The 14,037-nt window shown below is 62.1% G+C and carries 12 protein-coding genes; 11 read left to right on the plus strand and 1 reads right to left on the minus strand.

Annotation, left to right across the window (positions count from 1 at the left end; genetic code table 11):
* The first annotated feature begins 50 nt into the window (after positions 1–50).
* The 4 genes from AC25M7_RS07895 to AC25M7_RS07910 all read left to right on the plus strand — a co-directional run bounded on the left by AC25M7_RS07895 (position 51) and on the right by AC25M7_RS07910 (position 3,027).
* Positions 51–1,493, plus strand: coding sequence for an aminotransferase-like domain-containing protein (locus AC25M7_RS07895; RefSeq protein WP_028690450.1), 1,443 nt, complete (start codon positions 51–53; stop codon positions 1,491–1,493).
* Between the two features lie 62 nt (positions 1,494–1,555).
* Positions 1,556–2,026, plus strand: a complete 471-nt coding sequence (locus tag AC25M7_RS07900) for a hypothetical protein (RefSeq protein WP_028690451.1) — start codon at positions 1,556–1,558, stop codon at positions 2,024–2,026.
* Positions 2,027–2,133: 107 nt separating this feature from the next.
* Positions 2,134–2,388, plus strand: a complete 255-nt coding sequence (locus tag AC25M7_RS07905) for a YkgJ family cysteine cluster protein (protein WP_023628900.1) — start codon at positions 2,134–2,136, stop codon at positions 2,386–2,388.
* A 33-nt stretch (positions 2,389–2,421) separates the two neighbouring features.
* Positions 2,422–3,027: an START domain-containing protein gene (locus AC25M7_RS07910; protein ID WP_062363722.1), complete on the plus strand. Its 606-nt coding sequence runs from the start codon at positions 2,422–2,424 to the stop codon at positions 3,025–3,027.
* A gap of 83 nt (positions 3,028–3,110) precedes the next feature.
* Here AC25M7_RS07910 and gltA read toward each other — a convergent pair whose 3' ends face one another.
* Positions 3,111–4,400, minus strand: coding sequence for a citrate synthase (gene gltA, locus AC25M7_RS07915; protein WP_028690453.1), 1,290 nt, complete (start codon positions 4,398–4,400; stop codon positions 3,111–3,113).
* 352 nt (positions 4,401–4,752) lie between these two features.
* On the opposite strand from gltA, the gene sdhC reads away from it, so the two are divergent.
* From sdhC to lpdA, 7 genes are all read left to right on the plus strand, one after another.
* A complete protein-coding gene (sdhC, locus tag AC25M7_RS07920; protein WP_088852917.1) occupies positions 4,753–5,139 on the plus strand; it encodes a succinate dehydrogenase, cytochrome b556 subunit in 387 nt (128 codons plus the stop codon).
* A complete protein-coding gene (gene sdhD / locus AC25M7_RS07925; protein WP_028690455.1) occupies positions 5,133–5,501 on the plus strand; it encodes a succinate dehydrogenase, hydrophobic membrane anchor protein in 369 nt (122 codons plus the stop codon). The genes sdhC and sdhD overlap by 7 nt, the downstream gene beginning before the upstream one ends.
* Positions 5,502–5,504: 3 nt before the next feature.
* On the plus strand, positions 5,505–7,277 hold the full coding sequence (gene sdhA, locus AC25M7_RS07930) for a succinate dehydrogenase flavoprotein subunit (protein WP_028690456.1): 1,773 nt from the start codon (positions 5,505–5,507) through the stop codon (positions 7,275–7,277).
* An 11-nt stretch (positions 7,278–7,288) separates the two neighbouring features.
* Positions 7,289–7,993: a succinate dehydrogenase iron-sulfur subunit gene (locus AC25M7_RS07935; RefSeq protein WP_028690457.1), complete on the plus strand. Its 705-nt coding sequence runs from the start codon at positions 7,289–7,291 to the stop codon at positions 7,991–7,993.
* Positions 7,994–8,238: 245 nt separating this feature from the next.
* Positions 8,239–11,070, plus strand: coding sequence for a 2-oxoglutarate dehydrogenase E1 component (locus AC25M7_RS07940; protein ID WP_028690458.1), 2,832 nt, complete (start codon positions 8,239–8,241; stop codon positions 11,068–11,070).
* 42 nt (positions 11,071–11,112) lie between these two features.
* A complete protein-coding gene (odhB, locus tag AC25M7_RS07945) occupies positions 11,113–12,339 on the plus strand; it encodes a 2-oxoglutarate dehydrogenase complex dihydrolipoyllysine-residue succinyltransferase (RefSeq protein WP_062363719.1) in 1,227 nt (408 codons plus the stop codon).
* Positions 12,340–12,435: 96 nt separating this feature from the next.
* Complete coding sequence (gene lpdA / locus AC25M7_RS07950) at positions 12,436–13,872, plus strand: dihydrolipoyl dehydrogenase (protein WP_028690460.1); 1,437 nt, start codon at positions 12,436–12,438, stop codon at positions 13,870–13,872.
* Positions 13,873–14,037 lie beyond the last annotated feature (165 nt).

Raw genomic sequence — 14,037 nt, forward strand, 5'->3', positions numbered from 1 at the left:
CAGTGAGTCGCACAAGAACAACGATCCCGTCCGCGCTTCGAGAACACGCCATGACCAACCTGCTGCTGTACCAGCGTATTGCCCAGCAACTGGCCGATGATATCCGTCGGGGTGTCTACCAGCCGGGTGAGCGGGTGCCGTCGGTACGCAAGATGAGCGCCCAGCTCAATGTCAGCCACGCCACCGTGCTGCAGGCCTATGCCAATCTCGAGGACCAGGGCCTGATCCGCGCCCGGCCGCAGTCGGGCTACTATGTCCACCAGACCCCGGCGCTGACGGCGCAGACCCCGGATATTGCCCGGGTCGAACGCCCCGGCCTGGTCACCCGGGCCAGCATCATCCAGCAGGTGCTGGTCGAGGCGCGGCGCGATGGCGTCTTCCCCTTCGGCGCGGCGGTACCCCATGTCGACTATCTGCCCGTACGCGCCCTGCACCAGCAGCTGGCCAAGGTGACGCGCTTCCATAGCCCGCGTGCCTTCAGCTACATGTTCAGCCCCGGCTTCGAGCCGTTGCGTCGGCAGATCGCCATCCGCATGCGCGATGCCGGTGTGCTGGTCGATCCCCGTGAAGTGGTGGTGACCCATGGTTGTGTCGATGCCCTGCAGATGGCGCTGCGGGTCCTGACCCGGCCGGGCGACCTGATCGCGGCCGAGTCGCCCACTTACTATGGGCTGTTGCAGTTGGCCGACCTGCTCGGGCTCAAGGTCATCGAGATCCCCAGCGATCCGTCTACCGGCATTAGCCTGGAGGCGTTGCAGTTGGCCGCCAATCAGTGGTCGATCAAGGCCCTGGTGCTGACGGCGCGGCTGAGCAATCCGCTGGGTGGCACCATTCCCGAAGAGCGGCAGAAGCAATTGCTGCGCCTGGCCTCGGATTTCGACATCCAGATCGTGGAGGACGATATCTACGGCGAGCTGATGTTCGAGCAGGGGCGCACCAAGGCGCTCAAGGCGTTCGATCGGTTGGATCGGGTGATCTACTGCTCGAGCTTCTCCAAGACCCTGTCGCCGGGGGTAAGGGTCGGCTGGATGATCGCTGGGCGCTATCAGGACGAGATCCAGCGCCTGCAGACCTTCACCACTCACTCGGCATGCAGCGTCACGCAGATGGCGGTGGCGGCCTACCTGGAGAATGGTGGCTACGATCGGCATTTGCGCTTCATCCGACAGGAGTACCGCAAGAACCTCAGCGCTTACCAGCTGGCGGTGCAGCAGCACTTCCCGGAAGGCACGCAGATGACCCGGCCCACCGGTGGCTTCATTCTCTGGGTTAGTCTGCCGGGGCGGGTCAATACCCAGGAATTGCATGTGCGGGCGCTGGAGCAAGGCATTAGCATCGCCCCCGGGCTGATCTTCAGCAATACGGAGCAGTTCAACCACTGTATCCGCCTCAATTGCGGCATTCCCTGGAATCGCGAGGCAGAGCGCGCAGTGATGACGCTGGGCCTGCTGGCCCAGCAATTGTGCCGAGATCCGAACGGCGTGCTGTTGTAGGCTTGTCAGACGTGTCGGGAACAGGGAGCATACGCGTTTTACAGCTTGCGCTCCTGATGCCCATGAACCTGCTTCGCCCTCTCGTCATCGCCCTGTGTTTCGCCTTGCCCTGGCTGTCGGCCGGTGCGGTGCAGGCTGTCGAACCAGCAGCCAGGGCGCAGGGTGTGCACAAGCCGGCGAACAAAGCGTCCACCAAGGTCCCCGCCAAGCCGGTAGCCAAGGTCAAGCCCAAACCCAAACCCAAACCGAAGGCCAGGCCTGTCAGCAAGGCTGTCGCCAAGCCGCTGCCTCAGCCGAAGGTCGACCTGAGCCTGCCAAAGGACATGGTCAAGCATCTCGAGCCGGATCTCGGTGGCGGGCCGGTGGTGCGCAAGCCGCTGCTGCCCTCGATGTTCCCCACCAAGCCCGAATCCGACAGCAGTCCGTTCCAGCTCAACGGCCGGCTGATCAGCAACGAAATGCAGTTGCAGCTGCGCAACGACAGTCGGCGGGATGTGGAAGGCGCGGCCATCGAATTCGAATTCCGCAACTGACTGCCGGGTCACGGGTGATTTCATCCGCCCGGCAATTTCAAACATATGTTTGAGCGGTTAGTATCCAGGGACGTTCGTCCCGTTTTGCTCCTGGGAGTCCTGTTGTCATGAAATGCCGCGAGGGTTGTGGTGCCTGCTGCATCGCCCCGTCCATCAGTTCGCCGATCCCTGGCATGCCGCAGGGCAAGCCGGCCGGAGAACGCTGCCTGCATCTGAATGTCGAAAACCTCTGTGCGCTGTTCGGCAAGCCCGAACGGCCGCAGGTGTGTGGCGGCTTCAAGGCGGAAGCGGACATCTGTGGCAACGACCGTGACGAAGCCATTCGCATCATTGGGTGGCTGGAGCAGATGACGGCGGCGTGACAGGTTGGATCCTCGACAACAAGGAACAAGATGATGAGATCGATCAAAGGTATTGCACTGCTGTGTGGCATGGGCGTCTTGCTGGCACCGACGGCCTGGGCTGAGAACTGGCAGGTGGCCAAGGACGAGGAGGGGATCAAGGTGTCCCTCAGCGAGGTGGCCGGCTCGAAATACAAGGCCTATCGCGGCGTGACCGTGATCAAGGCGCCGCTGGCCAAGGTCAAGGCGCTGCAGGAGGATGTGGTGGGGGCCTGCGCCTGGATTCACGAGTGCAAGTCGCAAAAGCTGCTCAAGAGCGAGGGTGACCAGAGCTGGACCTACACCCAGTTCAACACGCCCTGGCCGGTGACGCCACGGGATTCGATCCTGCATGTGACCACGGTCCAGGACGCCGATGGCAGTCTGACCCGCAAGCTCCAGGAGGAACCGAAGTATCTGCCGGAGGAAAAGGGCTTCGTGCGTGTCGCCCAGGTGGAAGGCTTCTGGAAGCTGGTGCCCAAGGGTGACAGCACCGAGGTGACCTACCAGGTGCACACCGAGCCGGGCGGCAGCGTGCCGTCGTGGCTGGCCAACAAGTTCGTGGTCGATGCGCCGTTCAATACCCTCAAGGGGTTGAAGGAGCGCGCCGAGAAGAACTAAAGGCCGCTCCCGCCGTGAGGAAAATCGCGTAAGCAACAAAAAAGGCTGCCCGAGGGCAGCCTTTTTGCGTTCAGCCGACAGGCTTACTTGCGGTCCTTCAGCTCAACGATGTCACGCTGCTCGTAGCCGGTGTACAGCTGGCGCGGGCGGCCAATCTTGTACGGGCCGGAGAGCATTTCCTTCCAGTGCGAGATCCAGCCCACGGTACGTGCCAGGGCGAAGATCACGGTGAACATGCTGGTTGGGATGCCGATGGCCTTGAGGATGATGCCCGAGTAGAAGTCGACGTTCGGGTACAGCGAGCGCTCGATGAAGTAAGGATCGGTGAGGGCGATCTCTTCCAGGCGCATGGCCAGTTCAAGCTGCGGGTCGTTCTTGATGCCCAGCTCGCCCAGGACTTCGTCGCAGGTCTTCTTCATCACGGTGGCGCGCGGGTCGCGGTTCTTGTACACGCGGTGACCGAAGCCCATGAGCTTGAACGGATCGTTCTTGTCCTTGGCCTTGGCGATGAATTTGTCGATGTTCGAAACATCGCCGATTTCATCGAGCATGGTCAGTACGGCTTCGTTCGCGCCACCGTGGGCCGGGCCCCACAGCGCGGCAATGCCGGCGGCGATACAGGCGAACGGGTTGGCGCCCGAGGAGCCCGCCAGGCGCACGGTGGAGGTGGAGGCGTTCTGCTCGTGGTCGGCGTGGAGGATGAAGATCCGGTCCATCGCCTTGGCCAGCACCGGGCTGATCGGTTTGATCTCGCACGGGGTGTTGAACATCATGTGCAGGAAGTTCTCCGCGTACGACAAGTCGTTGCGCGGGTACATCATGGGCTGGCCCATGGAGTACTTGTAGACCATCGCGGCCAGGGTCGGCATCTTGGCGACCAGGCGAACCGCGGAGATTTCGCGGTGCTGCGGGTTATTGATGTCCAGCGAGTCGTGATAGAACGCCGACAGGGCGCCGACCACGCCGCACATCACCGCCATCGGGTGGGCGTCGCGACGGAAGCCGTTGAAGAACGACTTCAGTTGCTCGTGAACCATGGTGTGGTTCTTCACGGTGCTGACGAACTGGGCCTTCTGCTCGGCATTCGGCAGTTCGCCGTTGAGCAGCAGGTAGCAGGTCTCGAGGTAGTCCGATTGTTCGGCGAGCTGTTCGATCGGGTAGCCGCGGTGCAGCAGGACACCCTTGTCGCCGTCGATATAGGTAATCTTCGACTCGCACGAGGCGGTCGCCATGAAGCCGGGGTCGAAGGTGAAGTGGCCGGATGCCCCCAACCCGCGGACGTCGATAACATCGGGACCAACGGTGCCGGTTAAAATGGGCAGCTCGACGGGGGCAGCGCCCTCGATGATCAACTGCGCTTTTTTGTCAGCCATGTGGCCTCCTATTAATGCTTGAAATCATCAGACAGACCCCCCACGCAGGGCCCGCACCACTATAGAGGGATAAATTCGAATGTCAATTTGCCTAAAGGCTGGTTGAAACGCCCTCTGAGGCCTGGTTTTTCACGAAATTCTCGCCCGTTTACGCCTTTTGTTCACTAAAGGCAATGCGCTATTTGGGCGAGCCCCTCACGTTGTCATAAGCAGCCTAACTGTCTATACTCGGCAGCCGACTCCCAGGGGCTTTCAAGCCCGCCCTGCTGGGTGTCGTCGCTCTCCTGGGTGGTGGGTACCTGACCAGTACACTTACCAACAACTTTGCCCTGTTAGCTAGGGGCTCTTCAGTGTGAAAAAAGCCGTGAAAAGCCAACGACCTGTAAACCTAGACCTAAGGACCATCAAACTCCCGATCACCGCGTACACGTCCATTCTTCACCGTATCTCCGGCGTCATCCTGTTCCTCGGCCTTGCCATCATGCTGTACGCATTGAGCAAGTCGCTGGGTGGCGAGGAAGGCTTTGCCGAGGTGAAGGCGTGTCTGACCAGTCCGCTGGCCAAACTGGTGACCTGGGGCCTGCTGTCCGGCCTGCTGTATCACCTCGTGGCAGGTGTGCGCCACCTGATCATGGACATGGGCATCGGCGAGACGCTGGAAGGCGGCAAGCTGGGCTCGAAAATCGTGATCGTCATCTCCGTGGTGCTGATCGTTCTGGCAGGAGTTTGGGTATGGTAACTAACGTCACGAACCTGTCGCGTTCGGGCCTCTACGACTGGATGGCGCAGCGCGTCTCGGCGGTCGTTCTCGCGGCTTACTTCATCTTCCTGATCGGCTACCTCGCTGCCCACCCGGGCATCGACTACGCCCAGTGGCACGCTCTGTTCTCCAACAACGCGATGCGCATCTTCAGTCTGCTGGCCCTCGTTGCCCTGGGCGCTCACGCCTGGGTCGGCATGTGGACCATTGCCACCGACTACCTGACGCCGATGTCCTTCGGCAAGTCGGCGACTGCGATTCGTTTCCTGTTCCAGGCGGTATGCGGCGTAGCGATGTTCGCTTACTTCGTCTGGGGTGTGCAGATTCTCTGGGGTATCTGATTCATGGCTAACATTCCTACGATTTCCTTCGACGCCATCATCATTGGTGGCGGCGGCGCTGGCATGCGCGCAGCGCTGCAGCTGGCTCAAGGCGGCCACAAGACTGCCGTAGTCACCAAGGTGTTCCCGACCCGTTCGCACACCGTTTCCGCCCAGGGCGGCATCACCTGCGCCATCGCTTCGGCCGATCCGAACGACGACTGGCGCTGGCACATGTACGACACCGTCAAGGGCTCCGACTACATCGGTGACCAGGACGCGATCGAGTACATGTGTCAGGAAGGCCCGGCCGCGGTCTTCGAGCTGGACCACATGGGCCTGCCGTTCTCGCGTACCGAGACCGGCCGCATCTACCAGCGTCCGTTCGGTGGCCAGTCCAAGGACTTCGGTAAAGGTGGCCAGGCCGCCCGTACCTGCGCCGCTTCCGACCGTACCGGTCACGCGCTGCTGCACACCCTGTACCAGGGCAACCTGAAAGCAGGCACCACCTTCCTCAACGAGTACTACGCCGTCGACCTGGTGAAGAACCAGGACGGCGCTTTCGTCGGTGTGATCGCGATCTGCATCGAAACCGGCGAAACCATGTACATCAAGTCCAAGGCCACCGTATTGGCCACTGGCGGTGCAGGTCGTATCTACGCCTCCACCACCAACGCCCTGATCAACACCGGTGACGGTGTCGGCATGGCCCTGCGTGCCGGCGTGCCGGTGCAGGACATCGAGATGTGGCAGTTCCACCCGACCGGCATCGCCGGCGCCGGTGTACTGGTCACTGAAGGTTGCCGCGGTGAGGGTGGCTACCTGATCAACGCCCACGGCGAGCGCTTCATGGAGCGTTACGCGCCGAACGCGAAGGACCTGGCTGGCCGCGACGTGGTCGCCCGTTCCATGGTCAAAGAGATCATCGCCGGCAACGGCGTGGGCCCGAACAAGGACCACGTACTGCTGAAGCTGGACCACCTGGGCGAGGAAGTGCTGCACAGCCGCCTGCCAGGCATCTGCGAACTGTCCAAGACCTTCGCCCACGTCGACCCGGTGGTCGCGCCGGTGCCGGTCATCCCGACCTGCCACTACATGATGGGCGGCGTTGCCACCAACATTCATGGCCAGGCCATCACCATGGACGCCGAAGGCAACGACCACATCATTCCGGGCCTGTTCGCCGTAGGTGAAGTGGCGTGCGTATCGGTCCACGGCGCCAACCGCCTGGGCGGCAACTCGCTGCTCGATCTGGTGGTCTTCGGTCGCGCCGCCGGCCTGCACCTGGAAAAGGCGCTCAGCGACGGCGTCGAGTACCGCGATGCCAGCGACACCGACATCGACGTTGCCCTGAACCGCCTGAGCAAGCTCAACGAGCGCACCACCGGCGAAGACGTCGCCAGCCTCAAACGTGAACTGCAAAGCTGCATGCAGAACTACTTCGGTGTGTTCCGTACCGGCGAGTACATGCAGAAGGGTATCGAGCAGCTGGCTGGCCTGCGTGACCGCATCGCCAACGTCAAGATCAACGACAAGTCCCAGGCCTTCAACACCGCGCGTATCGAAGCGCTGGAGCTGCAGAACCTGCTGGAAGTCGCCGAAGCGACCGCCATTGCCGCTGAAGCCCGTAAAGAGTCCCGCGGCGCGCACGCCCGTGAAGACTTCGAAGACCGTGACGACGAGAACTGGCTGTGCCACACCCTGTACTACCCGGGTGAGAAGCGCGTCGCCAAGCGTGGCGTCAACTTTGCGCCGAAGACAGTTCCTGCCTTCGAACCGAAAGTCCGGACTTACTAAGGGTGGCCGCTATGTTGCAAGTCGAAGTTTATCGTTACAACCCGGACACCGATTCGGCGCCGAAGATGCAGACCTTCCAGGTCGACACCGGTGGCAAGGATCTGATGGTCCTGGACGTGCTGGCGCTGATCAAGGAGCAGGACGAGGGCTTCTCGTACCGTCGCTCCTGCCGTGAAGGCGTGTGCGGTTCCGACGGCATGAACATCAACGGCAAGAACGGCCTGGCGTGCATCACGCCGCTGTCTGCTGTCGTTAAAGGTAACAAGTTGGTCCTGCGTCCGCTGCCAGGCCTGCCGGTTATCCGTGACCTGGTCGTCGATATGAGCATCTTCTACAAGCAGTACGAGAAGGTGAAGCCGTTCCTGCAGAACGACACCCCGGCCCCGGCCATCGAGCGCCTGCAGTCGCCGGAAGATCGCGACAAGCTGGACGGTCTGTACGAGTGCATCCTGTGCGCCTGCTGCTCGACTTCCTGCCCGTCGTTCTGGTGGAACCCGGACAAGTTCCTGGGCCCCGCCGCACTGCTGCAGGCCTACCGTTTCCTGGCCGACAGCCGCGACACCAAGACTCAGGAACGCCTGGCGTCCCTGGATGACCCGTTCAGCGTGTTCCGCTGCCGCGGGATCATGAACTGCGTGAACGTTTGCCCGAAAGGTCTGAACCCGACCAAGGCAATTGGTCACGTACGTAACATGCTGCTGCAAAGCGGTACCTGATTCAAAGCGTTGTACCTGCAGTAAGCCGAGGTGCGGGTGGTGAGCCCGCACCGAGGTAAAACCCGAGCAAGGGCCCACAAAGCCCGCGCTCATTACCTATGAAGATATGAGACCAGCAGGGGCTTCCGGGCTGGTACCCGGAAAATCAGCAGGATCCAGGTGGCGTGGTTCAGTCGCTGTGTTCGGACTTTTCCAGGTTTGCTGTGGCTCTCGCCGATCAGTCCCCTAACCGAGGGTGACCAAGCATGCAAGAAAGCGTGATGCAGCGCATGTGGGATAGCGCCCACCTTTCAGGTGGTAACGCTGCATATGTGGAAGAGCTTTATGAGCTCTACCTGCACGACCCTAACGCTGTGCCAGAAGAGTGGCGCACTTACTTCCAGAAGTTGCCCGCCGACGGCAGCACCGCTACCGATGTATCGCACTCGACGATCCGCGACCATTTCGTACTGCTGGCAAAGAACCAGCGCCGCGCCCAACCGGTATCCGCCGGGAGCGTGAGCAGTGAACACGAGAAGAAGCAGGTTGAAGTGCTGCGACTGATCCAGGCCTATCGTATGCGCGGCCATCAGGCTGCCAAGCTCGACCCGTTGGGGTTGTGGCAGCGTCCTGCGCCCGTAGACCTGTCGATCAATCACTACGGCTTGACCAATGCCGATCTTGATACGACCTTCCGTGCCGGCGACCTGTTCATCGGCAAAGAGGAAGCGAGCCTACGCGAAATTTTCGAAGCGCTGCAGAAGACATATTGTCGCACCATTGGCGCCGAGTTCACCCACATCGTCGATTCCGAGCAGCGCAGCTGGTTCCAGCAGCGCCTGGAAAGCGTGCGTGGCCGTCCGGAATTCTCCGCCGACGTGCAGGCTCACCTGCTCGAGCGCGTCACGGCCGGTGAGGGCCTGGAGAAGTACCTGGGCACCAAGTACCCGGGCACCAAGCGCTTCGGCCTCGAAGGTGGCGAAAGCCTGATCCCGATGCTGGACGAAATGATCCAGCGCTCCGGCTCCTACGGCACCAAGGAAGTCGTGATCGGCATGGCCCACCGTGGCCGTCTGAACGTGCTCGTCAACACCTTCGGCAAGAACCCGCGCGAGCTGTTCGACGAGTTCGAAGGCAAGAAGATGAACGAGCTGGGCTCCGGTGACGTGAAGTATCACCAGGGCTTCTCCTCCAACGTGATGACCCCCGGTGGCGAAGTCCACCTGGCCATGGCGTTCAACCCCTCCCACCTGGAAATCGTCTCGCCAGTGGTGGAAGGTTCGGTTCGCGCCCGCCAGGATCGCCGCAACGACACCGTTGGCGACAAGGTTCTGCCGATCTCCATCCACGGTGACGCAGCGTTCGCCGGCCAGGGTGTGGTCATGGAAACCTTCCAGATGTCGCAGACCCGCGGTTTCAAGACCGGCGGCACCGTGCACATCGTGATCAACAACCAGGTCGGTTTCACCATCAGCAACCCGCTGGACGCGCGCTCTACCGAGTACGCCACCGACGTTGCCAAGATGATCCAGGCGCCGATCCTGCACGTGAACGGCGACGATCCGGAAGCGGTGATGTTCGTCACCCAGCTGGCCATCGACTACCGCATGCAGTTCAAGCGTGACGTGGTCATCGACCTGGTCTGCTACCGTCGTCGCGGCCACAACGAGGCCGACGAGCCGAACGGCACCCAGCCTTTGATGTACCAGCAGATCAGCAAACAGCGCACCACCCGTGAGCTGTACGCCGAGCAACTGATCAGCGCCGGTCGCATCGATGCCGAACGCGCCCAGGCCAAGATCGACGAGTACCGCAACGCTCTGGACAACGGCCTGCACGTGGTCAAGAGCCTGGTCAAGGAGCCGAACCGCGAGCTGTTCGTCGACTGGCGTCCGTACCTGGGTCATGCCTGGACCGCGCGTCACGACACCCGCTTCGACCTCAAGACCCTGCAGGAGCTGTCGGCCAAGCTGCTCGAGCTGCCTGAAGGTTTCGTCGTTCAGCGCCAGGTCGCGAAGATCTACGAAGATCGCCAGAAGATGCAGGCCGGTGGCTTGCCGATCAACTGGGGTTATGCAGAGACCATGGCCTACGCCACCCTGCAGTTCGAAGGTCACCCGATCCGCATGACCGGCCAGGACATCGGCCGTGGCACCTTCTCGCACCGTCACGCGGTGCTGCACAACCAGAAGGACGCCAGCACCTACGTGCCGCTGAAGAACCTGTTCCCGGGCCAGCCGCGCTTCGAGCTGTACGACTCCTTCCTCTCGGAAGAAGCCGTGCTGGCCTTCGAATACGGCTACTCGACCACCACGCCGAACGCGCTGGTGATCTGGGAAGCGCAGTTCGGCGACTTCGCCAACGGTGCGCAAGTGGTGATCGACCAGTTCATCACCAGCGGCGAGCACAAGTGGGGCCGCCTGTGCGGTCTGACCATGCTGCTGCCGCACGGCTATGAAGGCCAGGGTCCGGAGCACTCCTCCGCGCGTCTGGAGCGTTACCTGCAGCTGTGCGCCGAGCACAACATCCAGGTCTGCGTACCGACCACCCCGGCACAGATCTACCACCTGCTGCGTCGCCAGGTCATCCGTCCGCTGCGCAAGCCGCTGATCGTGCTGACGCCCAAGTCGCTGCTGCGCCACAAGCTGGCCATCTCGACCCTGGAAGACCTGGCCGATGGCTCGTTCCAGACCGTGATCCCGGAAATCGACACCCTGGATCCTGCCAAGGTCGAGCGCCTGGTCCTGTGCGGTGGCAAGGTCTACTACGACCTGCTGGAAAAACGCCGTGCCGAAGGCCGCGAAGACATCGCCATCGTGCGTATCGAGCAGCTGTATCCGTTCCCTGAGGACGACCTGGTCGAAATTCTCGCGCCTTACACCAACCTCAAGCACGCAGTGTGGTGTCAGGAAGAGCCGATGAACCAAGGCGCCTGGTACAGCAGCCAGCACCACATGCGCCGTATCCTGGGCCGCCACAACAAGGCGCTGGTCCTGGAATACGCCGGTCGCGACGCTTCCGCCGCGCCAGCCTGTGGTTACGCATCGAAGCACGCCGAACAGCAGGAAAAACTGCTGCAAGACGCCTTCACTGTCTAACGCCTTCGCGCACCTGAAACCGAATTTAAGGAAACACAGATAATGGCTATCGAGATCAAAGCCCCAACCTTCCCGGAATCGGTTGCCGATGGCACCGTTGCCACCTGGCACAAGCAGCCGGGCGACGCCGTCAAGCGTGACGAGCTGATCGTCGACATCGAGACCGACAAGGTCGTCCTGGAAGTCCTGGCCACCGCCGACGGCGTGCTGGGCGCCATCGTCAAGGGCGAGGGCGACACCGTCCTGTCCGACGAAGTGCTGGGCTCGATCGTTGAAGGTGGCGCTGGCGCCGCTGCTCCGGCCGCTGCTGCTGCGCCTGCCGCCGCACCGGCCGCCGCTGCCGCCGACGCTGGCGAAGACGACCCGGTCGCCGCGCCAGCCGCGCGCAAGCTGGCTGAAGAGAACGGCATCGACCTGGCTACCGTTGCCGGCACCGGCAAGGGCGGTCGCATCACCAAGGAAGACGTCGTCGCCGCCGTCGCCAACAAGAAGTCGGCCCCTGCCGCCGCACCGGCTGCCAAGCCGGCCGCTGCTGCCGCTGCTCCGGTCGTCGCCGCCGCTGGCGACCGCACCGAGAAGCGTGTGCCGATGACCCGTCTGCGCGCCAAGATTGCCGAGCGTCTGGTCGAAGCCCAGTCGAGCATGGCCATGCTGACCACCTTCAACGAAGTCGACATGACCGAAGTCATGGCCCTGCGTTCGAAGTACAAGGACCTGTTCGAGAAGACCCACAACGGCGTGCGCCTGGGCTTCATGTCGTTCTTCGTCAAGGCCGCCACCGAGGCGCTGAAGCGCTTCCCGGCAGTCAACGCCTCGATCGACGGCAACGACATCGTCTACCACGGTTATGCCGACGTCGGCGTCGCTGTTTCCAGCGACCGTGGCCTGGTGGTACCGGTACTGCGCAACGCCGAATCGATGAGCCTGGCTGAAATCGAGAACGGCATCGCCACCTTTGGCAAGAAAGCCCGTGACGGCAAACTGTCGATCGAAGAGATGACCGGCGGTACCTTCACCATCACCAACGGTGGTACCTTCGGCTCGATGATGTCGACCCCGATCGTCAACCCGCCGCAGGCCGCGATCCTGGGCATGCACAACATCATCCAGCGCCCGATGGCCATCAACGGCCAGGTGGTGATCCGCCCGATGATGTACCTGGCGCTGTCCTACGACCACCGCCTGATCGACGGCAAGGAAGCGGTAACCTTCCTGGTGACCATCAAGAACCTGCTGGAAGATCCGTCTCGCCTGCTGCTGGACATCTAATCGCGCAGCTGCAAGCCGCAAGCCGCAAGCTTCAAGTCGAAGCGCGCGGGTCTTGCAGCTTGCAGCTTGCCGCTTGAAGCTAAAAAGGAATCTTTTATGACCCAGAAATTCGACGTAGTGGTGATTGGTGCAGGTCCTGGCGGCTATGTTGCCGCCATCAAGGCTGCCCAACTCGGTCTGAAGACTGCCTGTATCGAGAAATACACCGACGCCGAGGGCAAGCTGGCCCTGGGCGGCACCTGCCTGAACGTGGGTTGCATTCCGTCCAAGGCGCTGCTGGACAGCTCCTGGAAGTACAAGGAAGCCAAAGAGAGCTTCAACGTGCACGGTATCTCCACTGGCGAAGTGAAGATGGACGTTGCCGCGATGGTTGGCCGCAAGGCCGGCATCGTCAAGAACCTGACCGGTGGCGTCGCCACCCTGTTCAAGGCCAATGGCGTCACTTCGATCCAGGGCCACGGCAAGCTGCTGGCCGGCAAGAAAGTCGAAGTCACCAAGGCTGACGGCACCACCGAAGTCATCGAAGCCGAGAACGTGATCCTGGCCTCCGGCTCGCGTCCGATCGACATTCCGCCGGCTCCGGTCGACCAGAACGTCATCGTCGATTCCACCGGCGCCCTGGAATTCCAGAGCGTACCGAAGCGCCTGGGCGTCATCGGTGCCGGCGTCATCGGCCTGGAACTGGGCTCGGTATGGGCTCGCCTGGGTGCCGAAGTCACCGTCCTGGAAGCCCTGGACACCTTCCTGATGGCTGCCGACACCGCCGTGTCGAAAGAAGCCCAGAAGACCCTGACCAAGCAAGGCCTGGACATCAAGCTGGGCGCTCGCGTCACCGGCTCGAAAGTCAACGGCAACGAAGTCGAAGTCACCTACACCAACGCCGAAGGCGAGCAGAAGATCACCTTCGACAAGCTGATCGTCGCAGTCGGCCGTCGTCCGGTGACCACCGACCTGCTGGCCGCCGACAGCGGCGTGACCATCGACGAGCGTGGCTACATCTTCGTCGACGATCACTGCGCCACCAGCGTTCCGGGCGTCTATGCCATCGGTGACGTGGTACGCGGCATGATGCTGGCGCACAAGGCCTCGGAAGAGGGCATCATGGTCGTTGAGCGCATCAAGGGCCACAAAGCCCAGATGAACTACGACCTGATCCCATCGGTCATCTACACCCACCCGGAAATCGCATGGGTCGGCAAGACCGAACAGGCGTTGAAAGCCGAAGGCGTTGAGGTTAACGTGGGCACCTTCCCGTTCGCGGCCAGCGGCCGTGCGATGGCGGCCAACGACACCGGTGGTTTCGTCAAGGTCATCGCCGATGCCAAGACCGACCGCGTACTGGGCGTTCACGTGATCGGCCCTTCGGCTGCCGAGCTGGTTCAGCAAGGCGCGATCGCAATGGAATTCGGCACCAGTGCCGAGGACCTGGGCATGATGGTCTTCAGCCATCCGACCCTGTCCGAAGCGTTGCATGAAGCAGCGCTGGCGGTGAATGGCGGTGCCATTCACGTCGCCAACCGTAAGAAGCGTTAATTATAAGAAACCACGGCGGGCTGCCCGTCGTGGGTCTTGCGTGCAAGACTCACCGCGGAACGTCCGCCGGACCGGATCACACGGGAAAACCCGGGGTCAACGGTCACAGGTGGTGCGGCGCCATTAATGGCGCAGCGCCGAAGCGCAGTACCTAACGAAGACGGT

The organism is Pseudomonas sp. P106(2024), from assembly GCF_057480815.1.

Bases quoted from the DNA above. Each gene is read 5' to 3' on its own strand.
- AC25M7_RS07895 (WP_028690450.1), top strand. From the start codon at position 51: ATGACCAACCTGCTGCTGTACCAGCGTATTGCCCAGCAACTGGCCGAT.
- AC25M7_RS07900 (WP_028690451.1), top strand. From the start codon at position 1,556: ATGAACCTGCTTCGCCCTCTCGTCATCGCCCTGTGTTTCGCCTTGCCC.
- AC25M7_RS07905 (WP_023628900.1), top strand. From the start codon at position 2,134: ATGAAATGCCGCGAGGGTTGTGGTGCCTGCTGCATCGCCCCGTCCATC.
- AC25M7_RS07910 (WP_062363722.1), top strand. From the start codon at position 2,422: ATGAGATCGATCAAAGGTATTGCACTGCTGTGTGGCATGGGCGTCTTG.
- gltA (WP_028690453.1), bottom strand. From the start codon at position 4,400: ATGGCTGACAAAAAAGCGCAGTTGATCATCGAGGGCGCTGCCCCCGTC.
- sdhD (WP_028690455.1), top strand. From the start codon at position 5,133: ATGGTAACTAACGTCACGAACCTGTCGCGTTCGGGCCTCTACGACTGG.
- sdhA (WP_028690456.1), top strand. From the start codon at position 5,505: ATGGCTAACATTCCTACGATTTCCTTCGACGCCATCATCATTGGTGGC.
- AC25M7_RS07935 (WP_028690457.1), top strand. From the start codon at position 7,289: ATGTTGCAAGTCGAAGTTTATCGTTACAACCCGGACACCGATTCGGCG.
- AC25M7_RS07940 (WP_028690458.1), top strand. From the start codon at position 8,239: ATGCAAGAAAGCGTGATGCAGCGCATGTGGGATAGCGCCCACCTTTCA.
- odhB (WP_062363719.1), top strand. From the start codon at position 11,113: ATGGCTATCGAGATCAAAGCCCCAACCTTCCCGGAATCGGTTGCCGAT.
- lpdA (WP_028690460.1), top strand. From the start codon at position 12,436: ATGACCCAGAAATTCGACGTAGTGGTGATTGGTGCAGGTCCTGGCGGC.